Annotated in this window: 22 protein-coding genes; 10 read left to right on the forward strand and 12 right to left on the reverse strand. The window is 73.6% G+C overall.

The window, feature by feature from the left end:
- Positions 1-7 precede the first annotated feature (7 nt).
- The gene (locus CP980_RS03875; protein WP_132754018.1) at positions 8-892 is read left to right on the forward strand and encodes an aldo/keto reductase; all 885 of its coding nucleotides are present in this window, start codon (positions 8-10) and stop codon (positions 890-892) included.
- Here CP980_RS03875 and CP980_RS03880 read toward each other — a convergent pair.
- Positions 875-1,876 (reverse strand): PfkB family carbohydrate kinase, encoded by a 1,002-nt coding sequence (locus CP980_RS03880; protein WP_150492632.1) that lies wholly within the window; start codon positions 1,874-1,876, stop codon positions 875-877. The genes CP980_RS03875 and CP980_RS03880 overlap by 18 nt on opposite strands.
- A 2-nt stretch (positions 1,877-1,878) precedes the next feature.
- Entirely contained in the window at positions 1,879-2,517 is a 639-nt protein-coding gene (locus CP980_RS03885; protein WP_229906865.1) for a bifunctional 4-hydroxy-2-oxoglutarate aldolase/2-dehydro-3-deoxy-phosphogluconate aldolase, read from the reverse strand.
- A 131-nt stretch (positions 2,518-2,648) separates the two neighbouring features.
- Between CP980_RS03885 and CP980_RS03890 the strand changes: the two genes are divergently transcribed.
- The 3 genes from CP980_RS03890 (at position 2,649) to CP980_RS03900 (ending at position 7,856) form a co-directional block, all read left to right on the forward strand.
- The gene (locus CP980_RS03890) at positions 2,649-3,446 is read left to right on the forward strand and encodes an IclR family transcriptional regulator (RefSeq protein WP_132754022.1); all 798 of its coding nucleotides are present in this window, start codon (positions 2,649-2,651) and stop codon (positions 3,444-3,446) included.
- A gap of 141 nt (positions 3,447-3,587) precedes the next feature.
- The gene (locus CP980_RS03895) at positions 3,588-5,291 is read left to right on the forward strand and encodes a sigma-70 family RNA polymerase sigma factor (protein ID WP_150492633.1); all 1,704 of its coding nucleotides are present in this window, start codon (positions 3,588-3,590) and stop codon (positions 5,289-5,291) included.
- A gap of 108 nt (positions 5,292-5,399) precedes the next feature.
- The gene (locus tag CP980_RS03900) at positions 5,400-7,856 is read left to right on the forward strand and encodes a DEAD/DEAH box helicase (protein ID WP_150492634.1); all 2,457 of its coding nucleotides are present in this window, start codon (positions 5,400-5,402) and stop codon (positions 7,854-7,856) included.
- A gap of 20 nt (positions 7,857-7,876) precedes the next feature.
- On the opposite strand, the gene gad is transcribed toward CP980_RS03900, so the two are convergent.
- Positions 7,877-9,268, reverse strand: coding sequence for a glutamate decarboxylase (gad, locus tag CP980_RS03905; RefSeq protein ID WP_150492635.1), 1,392 nt, complete (start codon positions 9,266-9,268; stop codon positions 7,877-7,879).
- Positions 9,269-9,481: 213 nt separating this feature from the next.
- Between gad and melC1 the strand changes: the two genes are divergently transcribed.
- Both melC1 and melC2 read left to right on the forward strand, forming a co-directional pair.
- The gene (gene melC1 / locus CP980_RS03910; RefSeq protein ID WP_132754030.1) at positions 9,482-9,886 is read left to right on the forward strand and encodes an apotyrosinase chaperone MelC1; all 405 of its coding nucleotides are present in this window, start codon (positions 9,482-9,484) and stop codon (positions 9,884-9,886) included.
- The gene (gene melC2 / locus CP980_RS03915; RefSeq protein WP_132754032.1) at positions 9,883-10,737 is read left to right on the forward strand and encodes a tyrosinase MelC2; all 855 of its coding nucleotides are present in this window, start codon (positions 9,883-9,885) and stop codon (positions 10,735-10,737) included. The genes melC1 and melC2 overlap by 4 nt, the downstream gene beginning before the upstream one ends.
- Here the strand turns inward: melC2 and CP980_RS03920 are convergent.
- Positions 10,686-11,417 (reverse strand): response regulator, encoded by a 732-nt coding sequence (locus CP980_RS03920; protein ID WP_150492636.1) that lies wholly within the window; start codon positions 11,415-11,417, stop codon positions 10,686-10,688. The genes melC2 and CP980_RS03920 overlap by 52 nt on opposite strands.
- Positions 11,414-13,018 carry a sensor histidine kinase gene (locus CP980_RS03925; RefSeq protein WP_150492637.1) on the reverse strand — a complete coding sequence of 535 codons (1,605 nt, stop codon included), beginning with the start codon at positions 13,016-13,018 and terminating at the stop codon, positions 11,414-11,416. The genes CP980_RS03920 and CP980_RS03925 overlap by 4 nt, the downstream gene beginning before the upstream one ends.
- 108 nt (positions 13,019-13,126) lie before the next feature.
- Between CP980_RS03925 and CP980_RS03930 the strand changes: the two genes are divergently transcribed.
- Together CP980_RS03930 and CP980_RS03935 are read left to right on the forward strand one after the other, a co-directional pair.
- Positions 13,127-14,485 (forward strand): cation:dicarboxylate symporter family transporter, encoded by a 1,359-nt coding sequence (locus tag CP980_RS03930; RefSeq protein WP_132754038.1) that lies wholly within the window; start codon positions 13,127-13,129, stop codon positions 14,483-14,485.
- A 289-nt stretch (positions 14,486-14,774) separates the two neighbouring features.
- Positions 14,775-16,550, forward strand: coding sequence for a S8 family peptidase (locus tag CP980_RS03935; RefSeq protein WP_150492638.1), 1,776 nt, complete (start codon positions 14,775-14,777; stop codon positions 16,548-16,550).
- Between the two features lie 76 nt (positions 16,551-16,626).
- Here the strand turns inward: CP980_RS03935 and CP980_RS03940 are convergent, their stop codons facing one another.
- The 3 genes from CP980_RS03940 to CP980_RS03950 all read right to left on the reverse strand — a co-directional run bounded on the left by CP980_RS03940 (position 16,627) and on the right by CP980_RS03950 (position 18,961).
- Positions 16,627-17,301: a (2Fe-2S)-binding protein gene (locus tag CP980_RS03940; RefSeq protein WP_150492639.1), complete on the reverse strand. Its 675-nt coding sequence runs from the start codon at positions 17,299-17,301 to the stop codon at positions 16,627-16,629.
- Positions 17,302-17,333: 32 nt separating this feature from the next.
- Entirely contained in the window at positions 17,334-17,786 is a 453-nt protein-coding gene (locus tag CP980_RS03945; protein WP_099895234.1) for an SRPBCC family protein, read from the reverse strand.
- A 95-nt stretch (positions 17,787-17,881) separates the two neighbouring features.
- Complete coding sequence (locus CP980_RS03950; protein WP_189998388.1) at positions 17,882-18,961, reverse strand: SIS domain-containing protein; 1,080 nt, start codon at positions 18,959-18,961, stop codon at positions 17,882-17,884.
- A gap of 754 nt (positions 18,962-19,715) precedes the next feature.
- On the opposite strand from CP980_RS03950, the gene CP980_RS03955 reads away from it, so the two are divergent.
- Positions 19,716-20,402, forward strand: coding sequence for a GNAT family N-acetyltransferase (locus CP980_RS03955; RefSeq protein ID WP_132754048.1), 687 nt, complete (start codon positions 19,716-19,718; stop codon positions 20,400-20,402).
- A gap of 56 nt (positions 20,403-20,458) precedes the next feature.
- Here CP980_RS03955 and CP980_RS03960 read toward each other — a convergent pair whose 3' ends face one another.
- The 3 genes from CP980_RS03960 to CP980_RS03970 all read right to left on the reverse strand — a co-directional run bounded on the left by CP980_RS03960 (position 20,459) and on the right by CP980_RS03970 (position 23,764).
- Positions 20,459-21,487 carry a TolB-like translocation protein gene (locus tag CP980_RS03960; RefSeq protein ID WP_150492640.1) on the reverse strand — a complete coding sequence of 343 codons (1,029 nt, stop codon included), beginning with the start codon at positions 21,485-21,487 and terminating at the stop codon, positions 20,459-20,461.
- A gap of 67 nt (positions 21,488-21,554) precedes the next feature.
- Positions 21,555-22,880, reverse strand: a complete 1,326-nt coding sequence (locus tag CP980_RS03965; protein ID WP_150492641.1) for an MFS transporter — start codon at positions 22,878-22,880, stop codon at positions 21,555-21,557.
- A gap of 2 nt (positions 22,881-22,882) precedes the next feature.
- Positions 22,883-23,764: an alkaline phosphatase family protein gene (locus tag CP980_RS03970; RefSeq protein WP_132754054.1), complete on the reverse strand. Its 882-nt coding sequence runs from the start codon at positions 23,762-23,764 to the stop codon at positions 22,883-22,885.
- Between the two features lie 280 nt (positions 23,765-24,044).
- On the opposite strand from CP980_RS03970, the gene CP980_RS03975 reads away from it, so the two are divergent.
- Positions 24,045-25,289, forward strand: a complete 1,245-nt coding sequence (locus CP980_RS03975; protein WP_229906864.1) for an alpha/beta hydrolase — start codon at positions 24,045-24,047, stop codon at positions 25,287-25,289.
- Here CP980_RS03975 and CP980_RS03980 read toward each other — a convergent pair.
- Positions 25,267-26,718: a carboxylesterase/lipase family protein gene (locus tag CP980_RS03980; protein WP_150492642.1), complete on the reverse strand. Its 1,452-nt coding sequence runs from the start codon at positions 26,716-26,718 to the stop codon at positions 25,267-25,269. The two genes, CP980_RS03975 and CP980_RS03980, sit on opposite strands and share 23 nt — an antisense overlap.
- Between the last annotated feature and the right edge of the window lie 3 nt (positions 26,719-26,721).

Consider the following 26,721-nt stretch of genomic DNA (forward strand, 5'->3'; position numbering starts at 1 on the left):
TCGCTCCATGACCTCCGAAACGATCACCGCGGCAGCATCCGGCACCTGGCGGCTCGGCGATCTCGCCGTCCGCCGGATCGGTTTCGGCGCCATGCGCCTGACCCACCTCGCCGACGGCTCCCCCACCGACCGCGAGCGGGTCGTCTCCGTGCTGCGGCGGGCCGTCGAGCTCGGCGTGAACCACATCGACACCGCCTCCTTCTACTTCTCCCCCACGCGCTCCGCCAACGAGCTCATCAACACCGCGCTGGCCCCGTACGCCGACGACCTCGTCATCACCACCAAGGTGGGGCCGGGCCGGGACTTCGCCGGCGAGTGGTGGTGGGCCACGCCCGGGCAGCTGCGCGGGCAGGTCGAGGAGAACCTGCGTCAGCTCGGCCGGGACCACCTCGACGTGGTCAACCTGCGGGTCCCGCGCCGGGAGACCTCGGGGTCGATCGCCGAGCACTTCGGCGCGCTCGCCGACCTGCGCACGGCGGGGCTGATCCGCCACCTCGGCGTGTCCAACGTACGGCCCGACCACCTGGCCGAGGCCCTGGCCATCGCTCCCGTCGTCTGCGTGCAGAACCCGTACGGGATCGGCTCCCCGGCCGAGGACCACGCCTTCCTCGACGCGTGCGGCCGCCAGGGCATCGCCTTCGTGCCGTTCTTCGCCATCGCCGGCGCGGGCAAGGAGGCCGGAGCGGTCGCGGAGGAGACCGTCCAGGTGCGGGCCGTGGCCGAGGCCCACGGGGTGACGGCGGCGCAGGTGCGGCTCGCGTGGACGCTGAACCGCGGCCCGCACGTCCTGGCCATCCCGGGTACCGGAAACCCCGGTCACCTCGTCGAGAACATCGCCACCGGGGCGCTGCGGCTGTCCCCGGAGGAGATCGCGCTACTCGAAGCCGCCTAGGCCGGCGAAGAGACCGGCGGCCAGGGCCGCCGTCTCGGCGAACGCCGGGACGCGGCCCGTGCCGCCGCGCCCGGAGACCGAGAGCGAGGCCGCCGCCATGCCGTACGCGACGGCGTCGGCGAGGCGGTCGCCGAGGGCGAGCCGGGCGGTGGTGGTGCCGGTGAAGCAGTCCCCGGCGCCGGTCGCGTCCACCGGATCGGGGTTGACCGGTACGCGGTGGTACTCCGCCCGCGTGCCGTCGTCGAGCAGCAGCCGGCCGGCCCCCGCCGTGACCACGACCGTACGGGCGCCCAGCGCGCGGTAGCGGGCGGCGGCCGCCCGCGGATCGGCGGTGGCGACCAGGGCCTGTGCGTCGGCCGGGCAGGAGGTTTTGAGCAGCCCGGTCAGCGGGGCGATCCGGGCCAGCAGCTCGCGGGCCTCGGCCCGCCCGGTCAGCCGGGGGCGGAAGTTGGGGTCGTAGGAGACGTGCCCGCCGGCGCCCCGCACGGTCTCGGCGGCGGCCACCACCGCCTCGCGGCTGCTCGGTGACAGGGCGCCGGTGATTCCGCTGGTGACGAGGGCCTTCGTGCCGGTCAGCAGCTCCCGCCAGGACTCGACGTGCCGGGTGGAGAGGGTGGAACCGGCGCTGTGGGTGCGCCAGTAGACGAACTCCCGGTCGCCCTCGGTGTCGGAGGCCAGCAGGTACGCACCGTTGGGGCGCGGGGCGCGGCGTACGTGGGAGACGTCCACGCCGAGCGCGGCCGCGCGGCGGAGCAGCGGGACGCTGAGCTCGTCGTCGCCGACGACGGTGAGCAGGGCGGTGCGGGCCCCGGCGGCGGCCGCGGCGGCCGCCGCGTTGAGGGCGTCGCCGGAGTAGGAGATGCGGGCCGGGGTGCCGTCGGCGGCCTCCCGCAGAGCGGTGCCGGCGTGGATCTCGACGAGGACCTCACCGAGGACGAGGACGTCGTAGCCGCTCTCGTGGGCGGTACGGAGCGCGTGGGCCATCCTCAGCGCCCCGCCGCGGCGCAGCCGGTGCAGCAGGGCCCGGCCAGATCGGCGAAGACGGCGGCCAGTTCGGCCGGATCCTCGGGCAGGCCGCTGCCGATGCCGACGGCGGTCGCCCCCGCGGCCAGCCACTCCCGGATCTCGGCGGGCCGGATGCCACCGGTCGGTATGAACAGTCCCTCGGGCAGGACCGCCTTGAGGGAGCGGATGAACCGCGGACCGCCGACGTGCGCCGGGAACACCTTGGCGGCGCCCGCCGCCCGCACGGCCGAAGCGATCTCGGCCGGGGTAAAGCCGCCCTCGACGAAGACCGCCCCGCGCCGGCCGGCGACGGCGCGCACCTCGGGGGCCGGGTACGGGGAGATCAGGAAGGCCGCGCCCGCGTCGAGGGCGGTCTCGGCCTGGTCCGCCGTGGTGACGGTGCCGAGGCCGATCAGGGCGGGCCGGCCGTGCGCGTCGGCGAGCGGTGCGGTTCGGGCGACCGCCTCGGCCCAGCCGGGGGTGGAGGTGGTCAGCTCGACCACGCGGCAGCCGGCGGCCAGCAGGGCGGTGGTCCGGCGGGCGGCTCGGTCCGCGTCGGCGTCGCGCAGGACCGGCAGCAGGCGCTGGGCGGCCATCGCCTCGTACGGGTGACAGGACAAAAGGACCCCTCCCTCTCCCTCTGTTCCACGGCGCCGCGCACCCCTTTGTTCCACGTAGTGGAACGAAGTACCGTGTAGCGGAACCACTTTCGCAGACCCTACCCCCACCCGCCCCTGCACTGGGAGAGCGCATGCCCGACGACGGACCCACCAAGGAATCGGCCGCGGGCCCCACGCGCGGCGGCCGCACCTCGGCCGCCGGCACGGCGCTGGAGAAGTCGATGCGGATCCTGGAGGCGGTGGCCGCGCCGGGCGGACCGCACCGGCTCACCGATGTGGCGGAGGCCGCGGCCGTGCCGAAGTCGAGCGCCTTCCGGATCCTCGCCTCGCTGACCGAGCAGGGCTTCGTACGCCCGGAGAGCGGAGCGCGGTACGGGGTGGGTCCCCGGCTGCGCGGGCTGTCCGCCCTGGTCGGCGGCGGCGAGCCGCAGAGCATCGGGCGGATCCTCGGCGAGCTGCGCGAGAGCGTCGGCCAGACGGTCCACCTGGCCCTGCGCAGCGGGGAGGCGCTCACCTACATCCGGAAGCTGGAGAGCGACCAGCCGTTCCGGACGGCCTCCCGCGTCGGGATGCGCATGCCGCTGCACAGCACCGCGATCGGCAAGAGCATCCTGGCGCACCTGCCCGAGGAGGAGGTACGGGCGCTGATCGCGAGCGCGGGGCTGCCGCGCCGCACACCGAGGACGCTGACCGACCCGCAGGCGCTGCTGGCGGAGCTGGAGGCGGTCCGGGCCCGGGGCTTCGCGGTGGACGACGAGGAGAACGAGCCGACCATCCGGTGCATCGGCGCCGCCGTCCCGGGCCCGGACGGCCGCCCGATCGGCGGGGTCAGCGTCACCACGGTCACCTTCCTCGTCTCCCGCGAGGAGATCGAGGCGTACGCGCCGGCCCTGCGCGCGGCCACGGAGGCGCTCGTTCCGCTGCTGTGAAACAGTGGCGCGAAGCCTCCCTCCAGGCCTCCGGAAAAACTTCTTCGCGTTCTTCTTCCGGATAACCGTTATCCGAACCCCGCTCGACGGTCTCCCAGGTATCGGGCATCATCGACCGCCGGTACGGACAGGGAACCTCACATGACTGAACAGCACACGGCAGCGCTGGTGGCAGCGGCCCGCGCGGGTGATCCCCGCGCGCAGGACGAGCTGGTCGGCACCTATCTGCCGCTCGTCTACAACATCGTCGGACGCGCTCTGAACGGCTCCGTCGACGTGGACGACGTGGTGCAGGACACGATGCTGCGGGCGCTCGACGGGCTGGGCACGCTGCGGTCGGACGACAGCTTCCGGTCCTGGCTGGTCGCGATCGCGATGAACCGGGTGCGGGCGCACTGGCAGGCCCGGCACAGCGCCCCCGGCGAGAGCGGGCTCGAAGCCGCGTGGGAACTGGCCGACCCGGGAGCCGACTTCGTGGACCTCACCGTCCTGCGGCTCCAGCTCGAAGGCCAGCAGCGGGAGACGGCCCGCGCCACCCGCTGGCTGGAGACCGACGACCGGGCCCTGCTGTCGCTGTGGTGGCTGGAGTGCGCCGGGGAGCTGACCCGCGCCGAGGTGGCCATGGCCCTCGAACTGTCCCCGCAGCACACGGCGGTGCGCGTGCAGCGGATGAAGGCGCAGCTGGAGTCGGCCCGGGTGGTGGAACGGGCGCTGGCCACCCAGCCCCTGTGCGAGGAGCTGCGGGCGGTGACGGCCGGCTGGGACGGCGTGCCGTCGACGCTGTGGCGCAAGCGAATAGCCCGGCACGCGCGTGAGTGCGTACGGTGCGCGGGTCTGTGGAGCGGACTGCTCCCGGCGGAGGGGCTGCTGGCGGGCCTGGCCCTGGTGCCGGTCTCGATGGCGCTGCTGGCGGGCATACGGTCGGCCGCGGCCGCCGGCTACGTCCCGACGGGTGCGGGCTTCGCCCCGGCCGACGCGGCGTACGCGTACGACGGCGGCGGCGCGGGCGCCGGCTTCGACGGCGCGGACTTCTCCGACGCGGCGACGCAGCTCACCCCCGCGGTCTCCGGCCACGACGGCATACCGGACGCGGGCCCCGGCGGCGGCCGCAGCGCCCTGCGCAAGCGCCGCCAGGGCCGCCGCCGCGCGATCGGCGGCGCGGTGCTCGCCGCCTGCGTCGCGGGCGGCGGGCTCGCCTACCTCGGCGGGTTCCCCGGCTCGGACGCCAAGGACACCGGCGCCGCGCCCGCCGCCCCGGTGGCGGCGCTGACGGCGTCCGACTCGCCCCTCGCCTCCCCCTCGGAACCGGCCTCGCCCTCCGCTTCGGCCTCGTCCTCCCCGTCCCCCTCGGCCTCCGCCTCGCCCAGCCCGTCCGCCGCGAGCCCGACCCCGAGCCCCGAGCCGACCAAGTCCAAGGCCCCGGCCCCGCGTCCGTCGGCGCCCGCGCCGGGACCCGCCCCGGCGGGAGTCGCGGGCCAGGTCATCGCGCTGGTCAACTCCGAGCGGGCGGCGGCCGGCTGCGGCCCCCTCAAGGAGGACCCGCAGCTGCGCAACGCCGCCCAGGGTCACTCCGACGACATGGCCGCCCGCGGCTTCTTCGATCACACCAACCCCGACGGCGCCGACCCGGGGAAGCGGACGACGGCCGCCGGGTACCGCTGGTCGACGTACGGGGAGAACATAGCCCGGGGCCAGCAGACCGCGGAATCGGTCATGGACTCGTGGATGAAGAGCCCGGGGCACCGCGCCAACATCCTCAACTGCTCCTTCAAGGACATCGGCGTCGGCATCCACTCGGGGCCGGGCGGCCCCTGGTGGACGCAGAACTTCGGCGCCAAGATGTGATCCGCGCGCTCCGCCCCCGCCGCAGGCCCTGACCGCTTCACCTCTCGTGCAGGATGGGTCCCGAGCCGAAAAGGCCGATCAGGGCGGAGCTGCGGACGGAGCGGGGTCATGGCGAGGAAAGAACTCCGTCCGCACCAGCGCGAGGCCGTCGACGCCGTGCTGCGGGCCCTCGAACTGCCCGCCGGCGGCCGGGTGCCCGGGAGCGGACTGCGGACCCAGGTGATCATGGCCACCGGTTCCGGCAAGTCCCTGGTCGCCGTCCGCTCGGCCGAGGAGCTGCGGGCCGGGCGGGTACTGGTCCTCGTGCCCTCGCTGGACCTCCTCGTACAGACGGCGGCGGCCTGGCGGGAGGGCGGCCGGACCGGACCCGCCCTCGCGGTGTGCTCCCTGCGCCCCGCGGACGCGGGGATGGCGGCCACGACCGATCCGGCCGAACTGGCACGCCGCGCGGGCCCGTCGGCCACCCGGGTGACGGTGTACGCCACGTACGCCTCGCTGGGCCTCGGCACGATCGAACAGGCCCACCTCGCCGGGATGCCGGGCTGGGACCTGATCGTCGTCGACGAGGCGCACCGTACGTCGGGACGGACCGGGAAACCGTGGGCCGTGGTGCACGACAACACCCGGATCCCCTCCGTCCGCCGGCTCTACATGACGGCCACGCCCCGGGTCTGGCAGGACGGGGCGGAGGATGAGGAGGGCGAGGAGATCGGCCCGGGGCGCGGTGAGCTCGTCGCGTCGATGGAGGACGACCCCGACGGCCCCTTCGGCGCGCGCTGCCACACCCTGACCCTCGCGGAGGCCATCGACCGCGGCATCTGCGCCCCGTACCGGGTGGTGTGCGTGGACGTCAGCGATCCGGGGTTCCAGGCGGCCGTGCTGCTGGGTGCGGACGCGCGCTCCGACGCGGTGCGCGGATCGCGGCTGGCGGCCCTCCAGGCGGCGCTGGTGAAGGCCGCCGCCGACCAGGGGTTCCGGCGGACCCTCGTCTTCCACCACCTGACCCGGGAGGCCGAGGCCTTCGCGGCCGGGCTGCCTGCGGTGGCACGGCGGCTGCGGGCCGCGGGCGGGGCCGGGGAGCCGGTGTACCCCCGTACGGTCTGGGCGGACTGGCTGTGCGGGCAGCACACGGCGGTGCACCGGCGGCGGGTGCTGGCGCGGTTCGCGGCGGGCGGTGAGGCCGACAAGGCCTTCCTCGGCAGTGTCCGGGTGCTGGGCGAGGGCGTGGACACCAAGGAGTGCGATTCCGTCTTCTGGGCCGACGTACGCGGGTCCATGCCGGACCTGGTCCAGGCCGTCGGGCGGGCGCTGCGCATCCGGCCCGGCGAGGGCAAGGTCGCCTCGCTGGTCGTGCCCGTGCTGCTGGGGCCGGGTGAGACGGCCGAGTCGATGCTGACCTCGCGCGCGTACGGGGACCTGGCGCGGCTGCTGGAGGCATTGCGGGCGCACGACACCCGGCTGGTCGAATCGCTGGCGCAGCCGCAGGCGCCGAGCCGCGCGCGGCCGGAGTCCGGCGGCGAGGCGGTGGCCGGGGCCGGGACGCGGGCCGGGGCGCGGGCCCTGCTGAGCTTCTCCAGCCCGCGCGATCCGGCGCTGCTGGCGGCGTTCGTCCGGCTGCGGGTGCTGCATCCGGAGCACGAGAACTGGCGGCGCGGGGTGGAGGCGGCCCGGATCTACGCGGCCCGGGCGGGGGACCTGCGGGTGCCGTTCGCGTTCAAGGTGCCGGCGGGGCGGGCCCGCGCCGGTGCGGAGCCCGCCGCCGAGGCCTGGCCGCCGGGGCTGGCCCGGTTCCCGCTCGGCCAGTGGATCGCGGACGTACGGCGCACCCACCGTCGGGGCGCCCTCGACGGGGAACGGGTCGCGCAGCTCGACGAACTCGGGATGGTGTGGAGCCACTTCGACGTGGCGTACGAGGAAGGGCTCGCGGCGGCGCGCGGCTGGGCCGCGGAACACGGCCACCTGCTGCCGCCGGCGGAGGCCACCTGGCGCGGGGCGCCGGTCGGGGTGTGGGTCAAGAACCAGCGCGCCGCGGCCCGGCGCGAGGGGCCCGGCGCCCTGCCGGAGGAGCGCCGGGAGGCCCTGGAGGCCATCGACGCGTCCTGGTGCCCGGCCTGGGAGATCTCCTGGCAGCGCGCTTTCCACCTGACCCGCGTCCACCTCGACGCGGGCGGGCGGCTGCCGCTCGCCCCCGGCGAGGTGGTCGTCCAGGGCGAGGACCTGGGCCGGTGGGTGCGCAGCCAGCGGCTGGCGTGGGAGCAGCTGACCTGGGCGCAGCGCTGGCTGCTGGAGCACACGCTGGGCGTGACCGCGGCGAGCGCGGCCGAGCGGCCGCGCCCGCGGCGGACGCAGGCCGAGAAGTGGGCGGAACACCTGGCCGCGGCCCGGCAGTTCCACACCCGCGAGCAGCACCTGCGGGTTCCGCGCACCCACGTGGAGCGGGTCGGTGACCGGGAGGTGCGCCTGGGGGTGTGGATCGCCAACCAGCGCTCGCGTGCGTCGGCCCTCGCCCCGGACCGCCGCGCCGCCCTGGACGCCCTCGGCATGCGCTGGTCGGCGCCCGCCTGATCCGGCCCGATCCGGCCTCTTTAGTGGTGGAACCCCGAGCGGGGCGCCGCCGCCGGGGCCGGCGGGGGCGACGCCGTCAGGTGTTCCACGGCGTTGCGCAGGTCGGAGACGAGCAGGGCGATCTGGTCGCGGGTGACCCCGTGCCGGATCAGCACGCGCTGGATGACGGTGTCGTCGCGGTCGGCCGGCAGCGGGTACGAGGGGACCTGCCAGCCGCGCATCCTGAGCCGGTCGGAGAGGTCGTACAGGCTGAACCCGGCCGCGTCGCGGTCGGTGAGCCGGTAGGAGACGGCGGGGAGGCCGCCGAGGCCGTCGTAGAGCAGGGTGAAGGGGCCCATGGCGGCGATCTCCCCGGCCAGGTACTGGGCGGTGGCGACGCAGGCTTCGTGGACCCGCCGGTAGCCGGCCCGGCCGAGCCGCAGGAACAGGTAGTACTGGGCGATGACCTCGCCGCCGGGGCGGGAGAAGTTGAGGGCGAAGGTCGGCATGTCGCCGCCGAGGTAGGCCACGTCGAAGACGAGCTCCTTGGGCAGCAGGTCGGCGGTGCGCCAGACGATCCAGCCGACCCCGAGCGGCGCGAGTCCGTACTTGTGCCCGGAGGTGTTGACGGAGGCCACGCGCGGCAGCCGGAAGTCCCACACCACGTCGGGGTGGAGGAACGGCGCGACGAAGCCGCCGCTGGCCCCGTCCACGTGGATCGGGATGTCCCAGCCGTGCTCGGCCTGGATCCGGTCGAGTTCGGCGGCGAGCTCGGCGACGGGCTCGTAGTCGCAGGTGTAGGTGACCCCGAGGATGGCGACCACGCCGATGGTGTTCTCGTCGACGTACTGGGCGAGCTGGTGCGGCCGCAGACCGGTGGCGTCGGCCTCCACCGGGACCTGGCGCAGTTCGACGTCGAAGTAGCGGGCGAACTTCTCCCAGCAGACCTGGACCGGCCCGCACACCAGGTTGGGCCGGTCGGCGGGCAGGCCCTGGGCCTGGCGGCGGGCGCGCCAGCGGAACTTCAGGGCGAGGCCGCCGAGCATGGCGGCCTCGCTGGATCCGGTGGTGGAGCAGCCGGTGGCCGCTCCGCCCGCCGGCGCGTTCCAGAGGTCGGCCAGGATGTTGACGCAGCGGGCCTCGATCTCCGCGGTCTGCGGGTACTCGTCCTTGTCGATCATGTTCTTGTCGAGGCACTGGTTCATCAGGCGGTGCACGCCGTCGTCGGACCAGGTGGTGCAGAAGGTGGCCAGGTTCTGGGCCGCGTTGCCGTCGAGGAGGAGCTCGTTGCTGAGCAGCTCGTAGACCACCTCGGTGGGCGCGTGGTCGTCGGGCATCCGGTACTTGGGGAGGACCTCGCCGCTGAGCGCGGTCGTGAACACGTCCTCGCCGGCGTCGGTGGCGCCCACGTCTTTCGTCTCATGAAGAGCCATATTCGGACTATAAGTGACTGATCGTTACGAGAGGGGGACCGCACGCGACCGGATAACTTACTGTCCAGTAGACTTTTGCTCGAAGATCTTCCCGTTCGGGCCGACGGAGCCGGTTCGAACGGGAAGATCGATCAAGTGGTTCTATGCGCAACTTATCCGCCGATGTCCGGATATCGGTCAGCAACTCGCGCCGCCCTGATAGTTCTTCGGCCCATGAACAAGATCACCCGCCGGCAAGCCCTGGGCACCGCAGCCGGCGCACTCTCCGCCCTCGGCATAGCGGGCGCCACCGCGCACGCTGCCGCCGCCGACTCCCGCGCCTCCATACCCGCCGGCACGGTCGACGAGGTGTACCAGGGCCGCCGCATACAGATCACCCCGGCCACGAGCGGAGCCGGACACCACGGCGGCCACCACGGCGGCGGCCACGACGGCCTGCCCACGGTCCGGATAGACGGCCGCGAACTGCACGTCATGCGCAACGCCGACGGCACCTGGATCAGCGTGGTCAACCACTACGAGACCTTCGCCGATCCGACCTCGCTCGCCCGCGCCGCCGTGCGTGAGCTCCAGGGCGCCGTGCTCGCCCCCTTCGCGCCCATGGGAGGCACGGCATGACCGTCCGCAAGAACCAGGCCGCGCTCACCCCCGAGGAGAAGCGCGCCTTCACCAACGCGCTGCTCGAACTGAAGCGCACCGGTGTCTACGACCGGTTCGTGACCACCCACAACGGGTTCATCATGGCCGACACCGACTCGGGCGACCGGGTGGGCCACCGCTCCCCCTCCTTCCTGCCCTGGCACCGCCGCTTCCTGCTGGAGTTCGAGGCCGCGCTGCAGAAAGTGGACCCGAAGGTCTCCCTCCCGTACTGGGACTGGACCGCGGACCGCACCTCCCGCTCCTCCCTCTGGGCCGCCGACTTCCTCGGCGGCACCGGCCGGGCCCGCGACGGGCAGGTCATGGACGGACCGTTCGCGTACGCCGCCGGGAAGTTCAACGTGAACGTACGGGTGGACGGGCGCGCCTACCTGCGCCGCGCGCTGGGCGAGGGCGTGGCCGAACTGCCGACCAAGGCCGAGGTGGAGGCCGTCCTCTCCATGCCGGTGTACGACATGGCCCCCTGGAACAGCTCCTCGAACGGCTTCCGCAACCACCTCGAAGGCTGGCGGGGCGCCAACCTGCACAACCGGGTGCACGTCTGGGTCGGCGGCCAGATGGCCACCGGGGTGTCCCCCAACGACCCGGTGTTCTGGATGCACCACGCCTACGTCGACAAGCTGTGGGCCGAGTGGCAGGCCCGCCACCCGAAGTCCACGTACCTGCCGGCCGCGGGCACCACGAACGTCGTCGACCTGAACGACACGATGCGGCCGTGGAACGACGTGACGCCGGCCGATCTGCTCGACCACCGCAAGTTCTACACCTTCGACGCGGAGCCGGTCCCGGCCGCCGCGGCCAGCCAGCGGTAGTGCAGTTCGGGGCGGCCGACCTGCCCGTAGCGGGGGGTGCGGTCCGCCCGGCCGGTGTCCACCAGGTGCTCCAGGTAGCGGCGGGCGGTGATCCGCGAGATCCCGGCCGCCTCGGCCGTCCCCGCGGCGGTCAGCCCCTCGGGCGCCGCCCGCAGCAGCGCGCCGACCCGGTCCAGGGTCGGCGCGCTCAGGCCTTTCGGGAGCTCGGCGGGGCTCGGGGCGCGCAGGGCGGCGAGCGCCCGGTCCACGTCGTCCTGGCCTGAGGCCTCCCCCGCGGTGGCGCGGAACTCGGCGTAGCGCAGCAGCCGTTCGCGCAGGGTCGGGAAGGCGAACGGCTTCAGCACGTACTGGACCACACCGAGCGAGACGCTGTCGCGCACCACGGCCAGGTCCCGCGCCGAGGTCACGACGATCACGTCCACGGGGTGCCCGGAGGCCCGCAGCCGGCGGGCGAAGCGCAGCCCGTGCCCGTCCGGCAGGGTGAGGTCGAGCAGCAGCAGGTCGACCCGGGTGCGTTCGAGGACGCGGGTGGCCTCGGCGAGCGAGTGGACGGCGCCGACGGCGGTGAAGCCGGGCACCCGGCCGACGTAGAGGGCGTGCGCGTCGGCGGCGACGGGGTCGTCCTCGACCACCAGCACCCGCACCGCGGACCCCGCGGGCCCCCCGTGTGCGTCGCTCATGGCGCCGGCTCCCTTCGCATCGGCAGTCGTACGGTGAACTCGGCTCCCCCGCCCGGCCCTTCGGCGACCACCGCGCTCCCGCCGTGCCGGTGGGCCACCTGGCGGACCAGGGCGAGGCCGAGGCCGCGCCCTTCACCCTTGCCCGACCAGCCGCGCAGGAACACGTCGGCGGCGGCGCCCGTGGGCAGTCCGGGGCCGTTGTCGGCGACGCGGAGCACCAGTGCGTCCTTGTCGGGCCGTACGGTGACCGCGATCCGGGCCCCGGGGACGCCGGTCAGGGCGTCGACGGCGTTGTCCAGGAGGTTGCCGAGGACGGTGACGAGGTCCCGGGCCGGGAGGTTCCCGGTACCGGCGCCGACGGCGCGGCTGTCGGGGGTGACGACCAGCTCGACCCCGCGTTCGTGCGCCTGGGCGGCCTTGCCCAGCAGCAGCGCCACCAGGACGGGTTCCCCGACTCCGGTGACCACCTCGTCGGTGAGGGCCTGGGCCAGTTGGAGTTCGGCGGTGGCGAATTCCACCGCCTCGTCCGCGCGGCCGAGTTCGATGAGGGAGACCACGGTGTGCAGCCGGTTGGCGGCCTCGTGGGCCTGGGAGCGCAGGGCCTCGGTGAACCCGCGTTGCTGGTCCAGTTCGCCGGTGAGCGACTGGAGTTCGGTGTGGTCGCGGAGGGTGACCACGGTGCCGCGGCGGCCGCCGCCCGCGACGGGCGAGCTGTTGAGGACGAGCACCCGGTCCGCCGTCAGGTGCACCTCGTCCACACGGGGCCGGTCGGCGAGCAGGGCTCCGGTGAGCGGGGCGGGCAGTCCGAGGTCGGCGGCGCCGGCGCCCCGGACGTCCCCGTGCAGGCCCAGCAGCTCGCGTCCGGCGTCGTTGATGAGGGTGATGCGGCGCTGGCCGTCGAGCATGAGCAGACCTTCGCGGACCCCGTGCAGGGCCGCTTGGTGGTAGTCGTACATGCGGCTGAGCTCGGCCGCGTTCATGCCGTGGGTGTGGCGGCGCAGGCGGGCGTTGACGACGTACGTGCCGGCCCCGCCGAGGGCGAGGGCGCCGGCCGCGACCCAGGCGAGGGCGGTGAGCTGCTCGGCGAGGCGCGCGCTGATCGCGCGGACGGTGATGCCGGCGCTGACCATGCCGGCGACCCGGCCGTCGTCCATGAGCGGGGTGACCACGCGGATGGAGGGGCCGAGGGTGCCGGTGTAGGTCTCGCTGAAGGTCTCGCCGCGCAGGGCGGGGGCGGTGTTCCCCAGGAAGGGCTCGCCGATGCGGTGGGGGTCGGGGTGGGTCCAGCGCCGGCCGTCCGGGGCCATGATCGTCACGAAGTCCACCCCGGAGTCCACGCGGACCCGCTCGGCGTAGGGCTGGAGGGCGGCCGAGGGGTCCCGGCCGGCGGCGGCCCCGCGTACGGCCTCGCGTACGGACGGGGAGTCGGCGACCGCCCGGGCCACGGCCCCCGCCTGGCGCCGGGCGGCTTCCTCGGCCTGCCCGCGGGCGGTGGCGTACGCGAAGACCGCGCAGCCGGCCACGACCACGGCGACCAGCAGCACCTGCATGGCGAAGAGCTGGCCGGCGAGGCTGCGCGGCGGACGGGGGAAACGGAACATGACGCTCAGTGTGCACCGGGCCGTGAACTCAATGAACGCAAGGGTGACCGGGGTCACAGGCTCGGGCGATGGTCCTCCCGGGACGTATTCACCACCAGGAGGCGAGCCGTGGCCGGCAGACGCGACAAGACCCACTACCTGTACATCGCGGTGATCGCCGCGGTGCTCCTCGGCATCGCCGTCGGCTTCGCCGCACCCGGCACGGCCGTGGAGCTCAAGCCGCTGGGCACCGGCTTCGTGAACCTCATCAAGATGATGATCTCGCCCGTGATCTTCTGCACGATCGTGCTGGGCATCGGGTCGGTGCGCAAGGCCGCCAAGGTCGGGGCCGTGGGCGGCCTCGCCCTCGGCTACTTCATGATCATGTCCACGGTGGCCCTGGCGATCGGGCTCCTCGTCGGGAACCTGCTGGAGCCCGGCTCCGGACTGCACCTGACCGAGGCCGTCAAGCACGCCGGCGAGGCCCAGGCCAAGGCGGGCGGGGCGCAGAGCACGCCCGAGTTCCTGCTCGGGATCATCCCGACCACCCTGGTCTCCGCCTTCACCGGCGGGCAGGTGCTCCAGACGCTGCTCGTGGCGCTGCTGTGCGGGTTCGCGCTCCAGGCGATGGGCACCGCGGGCGAGCCGCTGCTGCGCGGGATCGGACACGTACAGAAGCTGGTCTTCCGGATCCTCGCCATGATCATGTGGGCGGCGCCGGTGGGCGCGTTCGGCGCGATGGCGGCGGTGGTCGGCGCGACGGGCATCGACGCGCTGAAGTCACTGGCCGTCATCATGATCGGCTTCTACACGACCTGCCTGCTGTTCGTGTTCGTGGTGCTCGGCGCCCTGCTGCGGGTGTGCACCGGGCTCAACGTGTTCTCGCTGCTGCGCTACCTGGGCCGCGAGTTCCTGCTGATCCTCTCCACCTCCTCCTCGGAGTCGGCGCTGCCCCGGCTGATCGCGAAGATGGAGCACCTGGGCGTCTCCAAGCCGGTGGTCGGCATCACGGTACCGACGGGCTACTCGTTCAACCTGGACGGGACCGCGATCTACCTGACGATGTCCTCGCTGTTCATCGCGGAGGCCATGGGCAAGCCGCTGGCCATCGGCGAGCAGATCTCGCTGCTGCTGTTCATGATCATCGCTTCGAAGGGTGCGGCGGGCGTGACCGGCGCCGGGCTCGCGACCCTGGCGGGCGGGCTCCAGTCGCACCGGCCGGAACTCGTCGACGGCGTCGGGCTGATCGTGGGCATCGACCGGTTCATGAGCGAGGCCCGGGCGCTGACGAACTTCGCGGGCAACGCGGTGGCGACGGTGCTCATCGGCACCTGGACCAAGGAGTTCGACCGCGAGCGCGCCACCGAAGTCCTCGCGGGGCGCCTGGAGTTCGACGAGACCACGCTGATCGACGACGGCCACGGCACGGATCTTCCCACCGTGCCCGCCCCCTCGCCGGCCGGCGCCAAGGACGGCGTACCGGTCTGACCGGAGCGCCCGTCACGGGCCGGCCGGGCCGGGCTCGCCCCCACGGTGCCCGGGCCGGCCGGCCCGCACACCGCCTTCACGCGGCCCCCACACGGCCCTGTGGTCGATTTTCGGCCACGGGGCCGTTAAGTGTCGTGCGGTAAAAGGTACTTCCATAGCGGGGCACGCGTCTGACATCTTGCGTCCACCACTCGTTTCGTACGGCCCGGTAGGTGTCATGAGCACCTCCGGGCCGTCTTCGGAGGACGCATTGATACCCCACATATCCAGCCGACCTCGACGTACGCTCGTGCTCGCCGCCACGCTCGGCGCGGCTCTCGCCTTCGGGGCCCCGGCGGCGCTCGCCGGCACCGCCCCCGTCTCCCCCTCCGGCCAGGTCCTCCCGGCCGCCCCCGCCAAGGCAGCGGGCCAGGCCGCCGCGGCGCCGACCTCCCAGAGTGCGACCTGGGTTGCCGGCACCCGCGCCTACCTCGTGATCACCGCCCCCGGTGACAGCTCGGCGGTGCGCTCCGCCATCGCCGCCAACGGCGGCACCGTCTTCTCCAACTTCGACTCCATCGGCGTGATCGTCGCCCACTCCGCCTCGGCCGGCTTCGCCGCGACGATGCGCGGGGTCAGCGGGGTCCAGCAGGTCGGGGCCACCCGCACCTCGGACGTCCCGGCCGACGCCTACAACCCGGCGCTGCCCGCCAACCCGGCCCAGTCGACGACCCCGGCCGGCGAGCCCGTCCGCGCCGACATGAGCCAGATCAAGGCCGACCAGGCCTGGGCCGTCACCACCGGCTCGCCCTCCGTCAAGGTCGGCATCCTGGACACCGGTGTGGACGACCAGCACCAGGATCTGGCACCCAACTTCAACGCGGCCGACTCCGTCTCCTGCGCGTACGGCAAGCCGGACACCCGTGCGGGCGCCTGGCGCGACGTGGACAGCCACGGCACGCACGTCGCGGGCACCATCGCGGCCGCCAAGAACGGCAAGGGCGTCGTCGGCGTGGCCCCCGGCGTGAAGATCTCCGCGGTCCGCGTCGCCGAACCGGGCAACTCGTTCTTCTTCGCCGAGAACACCATCTGCGGCTTCGTGTGGGCCGGTGACCACGGCTTCAAGGTCACCAACAACAGCTACTACACGGACCCGTGGCAGTTCAACTGCCCGGACAACATCGACCAGGCCGCCATCATCGAGGGCGTCAAGCGCGCCCAGGAGTACGCCGAGGGCAAGGGCTCCCTCCAGGTCGCCGCGGCGGGCAACGAGAACTACGACCTCGCCCACAAGACGACCGACTCGGCGAGCCCGAACGACTCGACGCCGGTCACCCGCACCATCACCAACGCCTGCCTCGACATCCCGACCGAGCTCCCGGGCGTGGTCACGGTCGCGGCGAACGGCACGGGCACCACGAAGGCCTCGTTCTCGAACTTCGGCTCGGGCGTCATCGACGTGGCGGCCCCGGGCAGCGACGTCTACTCCACCGTCCCGGGCGGCAAGTACGGCACCAAGAGCGGCACGTCGATGGCCACCCCGCACGTGGTCGGCGTCGCGGCGCTGCTCGCCAGCACCAACCCGGGCATCACCCCGGCGCAGCTGCGGGACAAGCTGGCCACCCAGGCCAACGACATCGCCTGCCCCTCGGACAGCCGCTGCACCGGCACCGCGGCCAACAACTCGTTCTTCGGCGAGGGCCAGGTCGACGCGCTGAAGGCGGTGGGGTCCACCCCGCCGCCCGGCAAGTACTTCGAGAACCTCGGCGACTTCGCGATCAACGACAACGCGACCGTGGAGAGCCCGATCACCGTCAGCGGGGTGACCGGCAACGCTCCGGCCACCCTCAAGGTGGGCGTGGACATCAAGCACACCTACATCGGTGACCTCAAGGTCGACCTGGTGGCCCCGGACGGCACCGTCTACACCCTGAGCAACCGGGCCGGCGGCGGTACGGACAACATCGTCCAGACCTTCACCGTCAACGCCTCCTCCGAGGTGGCGAACGGCCTCTGGAAGCTGCGCGTGAACGACAACGCCAGCGCGGACACCGGCAAGATCGACGCCTGGAACCTCACGTTCTAGCAGGTTCGCAGAGCGCGTACGGGGCCACCGGGGAGCAGGGCGACCGCTCCCCGGTGGCCTCCTGCGTGCCGTCGGGCTACCTGGTGCGCAGTACGCAGTCCCCGCAGAGGCCGCCGCCCGGAACCTGGTAGTAGAGGCAGCAGCTGCGGCGTACGAAGGCCACCCCGAGCCCCTCTTCGTGGAGGAAGGTGCCGGTGCCGCCGAGCGCTCCCCCCTCGGCCAGGAGGGAGGCGGCCAGGGCCACCGCCGGGCCGCCCGGGACCCGGTCGAGCAGCACCCGTACCGCGCCGACCAGCCCCGACGCGGCGTTGCCGCGCAGCACCTTGGGCGAGACCCCGTACCGCTCGCGCAGCCGTGCGTCCAGGTCCGCGAGGTTGCCGAGCACCGTCTCCCCGAGCGCCTCGGCGGGCCGGTCGCCCCGGCCGGGCTCGGGCAGCCACAGCTCCAGCGATCCCGCCGCGGGCAGGCGCCACCACACGCGGTCGGCGCCCAGGTCCGGCACCCGCCCGCCCAGCGCGGCGCAGCCGAGTCCGACCGACCACAGGCGCGAGGCGATCCCGAACTGCGCGGTCGAGGCCGCGACGCGCCCCGGCCCGCTGCCGAGCCGCCGTCCGACCTCGGCCACGTACGGCTCCAGCCCGGGTCCGTACAGCTCGCTCAGCAGGCGGAAGCCCTCCCCGGGAGGTTCCTTCCCGTACGGGACGGTGAAGAACGGCCCGACGGCGGCGAGCCGGCGCAGTACCAAGTCCATGTGCGGATGATCTCAGGTGGTCCGGAGAGCTTTCAGGCCGCGGCGCCGGCGCGGATCACGGCGAGGGTGCGGGCGGCCGTCTCGGCCATGGCCGTACGCATCGCCGCGAGCCGGGACGCACCGAACTCGCGTTCGAACTCGCCGCTGAACGTCAGGACCAGGGCGCCGGTCGCGTCCTCGTCGATGACGTTGTCGATCGTCCACACCTCCCTTTCGTCCGCCCGGCGGAAGCTCACGCGGTGGCCGATGTCGAAGACCACCACCTCGCGGAAGCGGTCTCCGGCCCGGGCTATCTCGCGCACCAGGCCCTGCGGGCCCTCCGAGACGACCGTGCACTCGGTGATCGCCGGTACGTAGGGGCGCGGGTCGGCGGCCTTGGCCACCAGGCCCGTCCACAGGTCGTCGCGGCTGAGCTGGACCTGGTCCTCGGCCACGGGGTCGTTCACGGGCAGGGTGTACTCGATGCGGGTGACGGTCGCGGTCATGCCGGGCTCCCCTGGATTTCGATCTTGTGACGGGGCAACCAGCGTCGCAGACCGGGCATTCCCCGCAGCACCCCTGAGTTCCGACCGTGGCGAAATCAGGGGCTCGGGGCCCTTGCCGCGTCGCTCGCCGACGCGTAGGCGGCCAGCGAGAGACCGGCCCGGCCGAGGCCGCCCAGTTTGGTGTCGTCGTGCGCGAAGACGGACGACCCGGTCGGCACGCCGCGCTCGGCGCCGAGCTGCGCGGCCAGTTCCTGGAGCGCCACCGCCTCCAGCACCGCCCGGACGGCGTCCGGGACCTCCGGGAGGCGGATCACTAACAGGCTGTCCGAGGGCTGCGCCGGGGTCGTGGTCAGGAGCAGCGTGAGGTGCCCGGCGGCCGCCAGCGAGCGGGCCAGCTCGATCTCGCGGCCGTCGCCGAGGACGAGGTGCAGGGTGTTGCCCGCCGACTCCATCGCCCCGTGCAGGTAGTTGCGGGTCGCGCAGGCTGCCGCGGGCATCCGGGCCACCTCGCGCAGCAGCAGCGCGCCCTCCTCGGCCGAGGCCCGCGAGGCGCCGGCCGCCACCGCGTCGGCGGCGGCGCAGCGGGCTCCGCGCCCACGCAGGCCCGCGACCACCTCGGCGGCGTGCCGGTGGACCGCGGTGGCCTGCTCGGCGATGTCGCCCCAGGGGTCCCGATCGCGGCCCGCGACGGCCCCGGCGACCAGGTCGAGGGCGACGACCGTCCCGGTGTAGCCGACGGTCGAGGCGTGCGAGTCGGGCTCGCCGCCGAGGTCCACGGTCAGGTCGGCGAGTGCGCCGAGCGGCGAGGCCACGACGTTGAGCACCGCGGTCCTGGTGAGGCCGGGGGCCGCGCGGCGGAAGGCGGCGATGGTCTCGCAGCTGCGGCCGCCCTGGGAGACGGCGATCAGGCAGTCGGTGTCGAAGCCGGCGGTGCCGGCCTCGATCTCGCTGGACAGCACGCGCTGGGCGACGACCCCGGCCGTGCGCAGCTGCTGCACGGGGACGGCGAGGGCGGCGTACGAGGCCCCGATGCCGGTGAACAGGGGGCGCCGGGCGGTGCGCAGGGCGGCGCAGTCCGGGGAGGCGAGCCGGGAGCGGACGCGGTCGGCGATCCGGGCGAGGGCGGCGCCCTGGCCGGCCTGGCCTTCGAGGAAGGTGATGCGGGGTGCGGACATGGTCGGGGTCTCTCGGCTTTCCGTGAGCGGTGTGAAGATCCGCGCGGGAAGGGCGCGTTGGAGGGACGGTAGGGGGCGCGGGGCGGGATCGGGGGCCGACCCGCGCATCCTCCTGGTGTTCGCGGACCGGGGCCGCCGGGACGAACGTCACGATGGCCCGGCGGAAGGGCACGTGGGAGTGCGCGGCGAAGGCGGCGGCGGTCGGGATGAGCGGCCGGGGGCTGCTCGCGATGCCGAGGTTGACGGCGCCGTCGACCACGCCGCGGGAGAGGCCGGAGGGGACCCCGGAGCCACTGCCGCCGCCGACGGGGGGAGACGGCGCTGGACACATCACCGACGGCCACCTGTTCGATGCCCCCCGTGGTCGTGGCGGAGCCCGGGAAACAGCCGTCGGTACGGAGCTGGGGGCCGTCCCGGCACACGCGTGGGTTTCCTCACATCGATGCAGGTCAGATGGTGTCTGTACGCCGATCGGAGGGCGTCGGGGCGGCCGTCCGGGGGGCCTGTGCGGCGCGCCGGAAGGGATGTCCGCGGATCAGGATTACGGACGCTCCGGAGCGGGGACCAAAGTCATCGAAAAACATGGCCGCGGCGTTGCCAATTTGGGGGTTCATGAGAGCACATTTAGGGGCTACATTGAGCCACTCGCGTTCACCTGACAGCCCGTTGCCTTTCACCCGTGTTTTGCGCGGGGGGTGACGTCAGGGACGCACACTGTGCAACCACCCCACCGCCCAGAAGGACCGAAGGCTCCGTGCCCGTACCCGTACTCCTCGCCGGCCGCAGCGTGCGGCTCGAGCCCCTCGCCCCCCGCCACACCGAGGCCTTGGCCGTGGCCGGGGCCGAGGATCGTACGACTTACGCCTTCACCCCCGTACCCCATGGGGTGCAGGCGTCCCACGAGTACATCGACCGCGCCCTCGCAGATCAGGCGGCGGGTCGATCGCTCCCCTTCGCGGTGGTCAGAGCCACCGACGGCCGGGTCGTCGGTTCGACCCGGTTCCTGGACCTCGACTACTGGCAGGGACCACTGGTGTGGCCCGCCGTGCCGGGCGTCCCGTTCGGTGATCCGGCGACCGCGGTCCCCGATGCCGCCGAGATCGGCAATACCTGGCTGTCCCCGGGCGCCCAGGGGACGGGCATCAACACGGAGGCGAAGCTGCTCATGCTCCGCCATGCCTTCGAGACCTGGGGCGTGCGCCGCATCTCGCTGCGCGCCGACGCCCGCAACGTGCGCTCGCGGGCCGCGATGGAGCGGCTCGGGTTCACCTGCGAGGGGGTCCGCCGGGCCCATTCGCGGGGGCTCGACGGCGCCGTGCGCAGTACCGCCTTCTACTCGATCCTCGACGAGGAGTGGCCGGCCGTACGGTCGATCATTGAGCTGAAGCTGTCGGCGGGCGCCCAGCGCAAGCGGCGCCGCAAGACCCTGGTCCCGGCGTAACGGTCCTGCATTCGGCGTAGCGGTCCCGACGGCCCTCGCCCCGCCCTCCCCCGGCGTCAGCCGAGGAAGGCCGGGGCGAGGGCCGACGCCATCAGCGGGGCCGGTGCGCCGCTGCCGTCGGCGGGCAGGGCGTACAGGTCGGCGCCGAAGTCGCCGGGCAGGGAGTAGACGACGCTCTTGTCGTCCCTCCACACGACCTGGTCGTCCACGCTGCGCTCCTCGGCGAGCGGGGCCTCCCGCATCGAGGCCAGGTCCAGGACGTACAGCCGCCACGGGGCGTCCGGGGACAGGCCCGCCACCCGCTTCTTGAACACCAGCCGGGTCCCGTCAGGTGACAGCGAGGGGCATTCCAGGTTCTCGCGCAGCGTGGTCACGGTGCGCTCGGCGAGGTCGCCGCGGACCAGGTAGGTCTGGCCGCCGGTGGCGAGCGTCGCGTAGAAGGTCCGCTCGTCGGCGGCGAAGGTCACGCCCCAGAAGTTGACGTCGGCGTTGCGGTACGCCTTGCCGTCCTTGCGGATCTCGAAGTCCTCCAGCGAGGCGTCGAACCTGCCCGTGCGCAGGTCGAGCAGCGAGGTCCGGGTGGAGAAGTTCGTACCGGCGTACGAGTCCCCGCCGACGAAGACCGTCCAGGCGACGAGGTGCCCGCCGGGCGAGACCCGGGCGCGGGTGGGGATGCCGGCCAGCGGGTGCGCGGAGACCTCCTTGAGGTGGGCGTCGAGGACGACGGCCCGGTAGCTCTCCTGGACCCCGCCCTTGTCGGCCTGGAGGCAGATCCCGGTGCCGGCGGCCGAGTGGAAACGCAGGCAGCTCACGCCCGAGGCGGTACGGGGGCCCTGGGGCGCGTCGGCGGGGACGGTGGCCAGCTCGTCGCGGTGCGGGCCCCACGCCATGTTCCGGAACACGATCCGCCGCCCGGCCGCGTCCGGTGCCAGGGACACCTCGCCACGGGTGATCTGCGGCCCGCCGGCCTGCGTCTGGTTCTTCTCGTCGGCCCGCGAGGAGGCCCGCACGACGGCGAGCACCCCCACCGCGGCGAGCAGCACGACGGCGCAGACGAGGATCAGGATCCGGCGTTGGAGGGTCATGGGGGCCTTTCGGGGGTGTGGGGGAACGTCGGGGGCGGCGGGCGGCGGACGGCGGACGGCGGACGGCTCAGTCGGCGCGCGCCCCGGCGGACTCGGCGGACTCCGGGGACTCGGCTTCCATCGCGTCGGCGGGCCGCAGCAGGGCACAGGCCGCCGCGGCGGCGGCCAGCAGTACGGCCGCGACCGCGAGGGCCGGGCGGGGGCCCCAGACCGTCCAGGCGGCGCCGAAGCCCAGCGAGGCGGCGAAGCGGGCGAGGGCCTGGCCGGTCTGGACGAGGGCGAGGCCGCCGCCGCGGTGCTCCTCGGGCACGGCTCCGGCCGCGGCTGCCATCAGCACGCCGTCGGTGGCGGCGTAGAAGCCGCCGTGCAGCAGGAGGACGGCGTACGGCAGGACGGTGCCGTGGCCGTTGCCCGCCCCGCCGGCCAGCAGCAGCCCGTACGCGAGGAGCAGCGCGAGGTGGCCGCCGAGGAAGACGCGCCAGCGGCCGATCCGGTCGGCGAGGCGGCCGAGCGGGAGCGCGAGCAGGAAGAACGCGGCGGCGGTGCCCAGCGGCAGCAGGGCGAACCACCGGTCGGCGATCCCGGTGGCCCGTTGGAGGAGCAGGAAGACGAAGGCGTCGCTGACGGTGCACAGCCCGAGCAGCAGGGCGCACAGGCTGGTCCGGCGCAGGTCGCGCAGGCCCAGCAGTCCGAAGGCGGCGCGCAGCGAGACGGGCTCGGCTCCGGGCGCGGGCTCGGTGCGCCGGCCGGGTACGAACAGCACCAGCACGAGCACGCCGAGGGCGGCGACACAGGCGCTGACGGTGAAGACGGCGTCGTAGCCGTCGGCGGCGCCGCGCAGGATCAGGAAGGCCAGGAGCGGCCCGATCAGGGCGCCGGCGGTGTCCATGGCGCGGTGGACGCCGAAGGCCCGGCCGCGGTCCTCGGGGGCTGCGGCCAGGGAGATGAGCGCGTCGCGCGGGGCGGTGCGCAGGCCCTTGCCGGTGCGGTCGAGGGCGAGCACCGCGCCGATGGCCGGGAGGGTGTGGGCGAGCAGCAGCAGCGGCTTGCACAGGGCCGAGAGGCCGTAGCCGAGGCCCGCGAGGGCCTTGTGGCGGCCGAGGCGGTCGCCGAGGTGGCCTCCGGTGAGCCGGACCAGGGCGCTGATGCCGTTGTAGATCCCGTCGAGCAGCCCGAAGCCGAGCGGGGACAGGCCGAGGCCCGCGACGAGGTAGAGCGGGAGCACGGCCGTGACCATCTCGGAGGAGACGTCGGTGATCAGGCTGACCGTGCCGAGGGCGAGGACCGTGGGGGCGAGCGCGGCGCGCCGCCCCGGGCTGATGCCCGGGACGGCGGCCTGCGGCTCGGGGGTCACGGCGGGCGCGGGGGTACCGCGGCTGTCCGCAACGTACATGGTCAGGAAGCCCAGATCCCCGTGATGTCCGTGGCGGACGCCGCGTTCCCCGCGTGGGTGGTCAGCCCGGCCAGGCCCTCCAGGGTGCGCAGCATGTCGTAGTGGTTGTACGTGGTGGACGACGTGCTGCCGGGGGTGACGGGCTGTCCGTAGAGGACGGTGGGGATCTTGTTGCCCGCGAGCCGGTTGTCCTCGTCGAAGGTGACGACGAGGAGGCTGTTGTGGGTCTTGGCCCAGTCCGCGTAGGCCTTGAGGTTGTTCTTGAGCCAGGTGTCGCCGGTGCCGACGGAGCAGTCGTGCATGTCGCTGCACAGGTTCGGGACGACGAAGGACACCTTGGGCAGGGTGGTGTAGTCCGTCGGGAACTGGGTCATGGTCTTCGCGGTGCTGGTGGGCACGTTGGAGAAGGCGAACCAGGGGTTGTGCTTGCGGGCGTAGTTCCCGCTGCTGCAGGTGGTGGAGCCCTGGCTGGGGAGGGTCTCGTTGTAGCTGGCCCAGCTCTTGCCCGCGGCGATGAGCTCGGAGGCCAGGTTGGGGGCGGAGCTGAAGCCGGGCGTGTAGCAGCTGTCGCCGGTGACGCCCTGGTTGGAGCCCGAGAAGAGCTGGAGGTAGTTGGGCTGGCTGGGGTGGGTGATGCCGTAGGACTGCGTGAGGTTGGCACCCCCGCTCTTGAGGGAGTTGATGTACGGGGCGCTGGAGCTGCCGATGACCTGGTTGTAGGCGTGGTTCTCGAAGACCACGACGACGACGTGGTCGGGGGCCGGGAGGCCGGCCGCGTGCGCGGGCTGGGCGGCGCCGAGGCCGGCCCACAGGGCCGTGCCGGCGGCGGTGAGGCCGAAGGCGGTGGCAAGGGCGGTCTTTCGGGCGGACCGTGACGAGGTCATGCCAAACACGGAAAATACCTCCGGGCAGGGGGTTCGGGTGGCGGCGCGCAGGCACCATACCCACGGGCATGTGCATGGGCCAGGGACAGGCGGCTAACAGCCCGGGAACTCCGGTTGCCCTGCCGGTGTTCGGCAACGCCGTGACCTACGGAAGCCCAAGAGCTGGAAAAAACGGGAACCGGGCAGCACGTAGGCTCATCCTTCGAACAGAAGAGACCACCCCCAGGCGGGGACGAGACCATCCCCCCACGGGGCAGCACCAGCCGGAGAGCAACCGCACATGTCGTACTCACCCGACGGACAGCACCAGCCGTACCGATCGGAAGGGCAGTACCAGCAGCAGCCCTACGGCGCTTCGTACACGCAGCAGTACGAACCCCAGTACCGGCCCGACCCGTACGGGCCGCCGCAGCCGCCCTACGGCGAGCCGGAGGAACCGCAGTACGAGGAGCGGCGGCCGCGCCGGGGCAGGCGCTGGCTGATCGCGGGCGTCACGGCCTTGGCCCTCGCGGGCATCGCGGCCGGGGTGATGTACCACTTCGAGATACCCCCGTTCACGGACAAGGGCAAGGACGTCTCCTTCGGCCAGCCGGCCGCGGGCGGCGGCCAGGCGGCGGGCGGCACGGGCGGCGCGGCCAAGCAGGCGCCCAACTCGAAGGCCCTGATGCCCACCGGCCCGCAGGCGGAGTTCAAGAACTCCATGACCCTGGGCGACGGCACCCACGTGGCCGTGACCACGCTGGACGGCAAGAAGTCCGGCTTCAAGGGCAAGGTGTGGGTCTGGGCGCCCAAGGAGTACAACGACCCGAAGTTCGCCAAGAGCGGCTTCCCGGTCATGATCGCCCTGCCCGGCGGCGCCGGCTACCCGAACAACTACTGGATGGGCACCGACCTGGGGCTCCAGACCAGCATCAGCAAGTGGTACGCCGAGGGCAAGAGCAAGCCCTTCATCCTCGCCATGCCCGTGCTGAACCCGGGCCCGGACGACAAGGGCGTCTACTGGGACGGCTCCGACATCCCCGACCAGCCCAAGATGGGAACCTGGCTGACCGAGGACGTCCCGGACCTGATGAAGGCGAACTTCCGCACCATCAAGTCGCGCGACGGCTGGGCCTACATGGGCTCCTCCACCGGCGGCTTCGCGAGCCTGAAGGCCGTGCTCAAGTACCCGGAGAAGTTCAAGGCCGCGATCTGCTCCGGACCGGACATCGTGCCCGACTCCTCGCTGTGGAAGGGCCACGACAAGGAGAAGGCCGAGAACAACCCGGAGCTGCTGGCGAAGGCCCTGATCGACAAGAAGGGCGCGCCGGACGTCTACCTCGCCTTCCAGGTCGGCGACAACGAGAGCAACAAGAAGACGCTGCCCGACGTGCAGAAGTTCGTCGCGACGTACGGCAAGGGACCGATCCACACCAGCCTGAGGGTCATCCCCGGCGGCCAGCACAACGCCAAGACCTACGTCCCGAACATGGGCGAGGGCCCGATCCAGTTCATCAGCAAGGTCATGGAAGGACCGGTGGAGTAACCACCGCCGCGACCGATCGCGCAGACGGCCCGCCGAACACCATCGGCGGGCCGTCGCCGTCCCAGGGCGCCCAGCCCGGGCTGCCCGTCGCGGCGAAGCGCACCCAGGCCGCGTGCATCCGGTCGGCCAGCTCCTGCGGGGCCTCCCGCCCGGCCAGCCACGAGGCCTCGGGCACGTCGAGGGTGTCGAAGACGAAGCCCAGCTCCAGGGCGTGGCAGGCGCCGAGCCCCGGTACGCCCGAGGGCCAGCCGAACTCGTACAGGAAGCTGGGAGCGGAGCGCGGCGCCCCGGCGAGGCGGCGCAGCGGATCGCGCAGCAGCCGGTCGGTGAGCAGCTGCCCCGCGAGCTCCGCCGGGCCCGCCCCGGGCCGTGCGGCGCGCAGCGCCCGTACGGCGGCCCGGTCCTTGCCGCTGCGGGCACGGGCCAGGGCCAGGGTGAGCGGACCGAGCCGGTCCATCACCGGCAGCGCGCCGGTGGGGGCGAGCCAGAGCCGGTACTCCTCGGTGGTCCAGCCCATGAGCAGGGGTACGTCCGTCGCCGCCGCGGCCTCCAGCGGCTCGCCGGGGAGCGTGTCGGGGTCGGTGACGAGGCCGAAGGCGGGACCTCCGGCGAGGGGGCTGGAACGGCGCAGGACGGCGGCCTGGGCGGCGAGCAGGTCGGGCAGGGCGATGGCGGCGAAGGCCTCCGCGGTCGCGTCCACCTTGAGCAGGGAGGCCATCCGCCGGACCATGGCGCGCACCTTCTCGCGCGCCAGCGCCTCCGGGGCGCCGCTCTGCAGGGCGGCCCGGGCGAAGAGCCCGGCGGCGCGCGGAGCGCCGAGCAGGGCGCCGACGCTGATGGCTCCGGCGGACTCGCCGAAGAGGGTGACGCGGGCGGGGTCCCCGCCGAAGGCTTCGATGTTGTCCCGGACCCAGGTCAGGGCGGCGATCTGGTCGAGCAGCCCGCGGTTGGCGGGGGCGTCGGGGAAGAGCCCGTAGCCGAGGACGCCCAGTCGGTAGTTGACGGAGACGAGCACCACCCCGTCCCGGGCGAACGCCGAGCCGTCGTAGACGGGGACGGCCGAGGAGCCCCGGGTGAGCGCCCCGCCGTGCAGCCACACCATCACGGGCAGCCGGGCCGCGGGCGCCGGGTCCGGGGTCCACACGTTGAGGTTCAGGCAGTCGTCCCCGGGGATCTCCGGGTCGGGCAGCAGGGCGGCGAACTTCGGCGGGTAGGGCACCTTGGGGGCCGTGGGCCCGAAGGCGCCGGCGTCGCGCACGCCCGCCCAGGCAGCCGGGGGCACGGGCGCGGCGAAACGCAGGGGTCCCACGGGTGGGGCGGCGTACGGGATGCCCCGGAAGGAGGCGGTCCCGCCCGGGCCCGTCCGTCCCTCGACGACGCCGTACCCGGTCCTGACCCGGGGCCGGCCGCTGCCGCCCGCTGCGCTCATCGC

Source organism: Streptomyces vinaceus (assembly GCF_008704935.1).
Taxonomy (GTDB): Bacteria; Actinomycetota; Actinomycetes; order Streptomycetales; family Streptomycetaceae; genus Streptomyces; species Streptomyces vinaceus.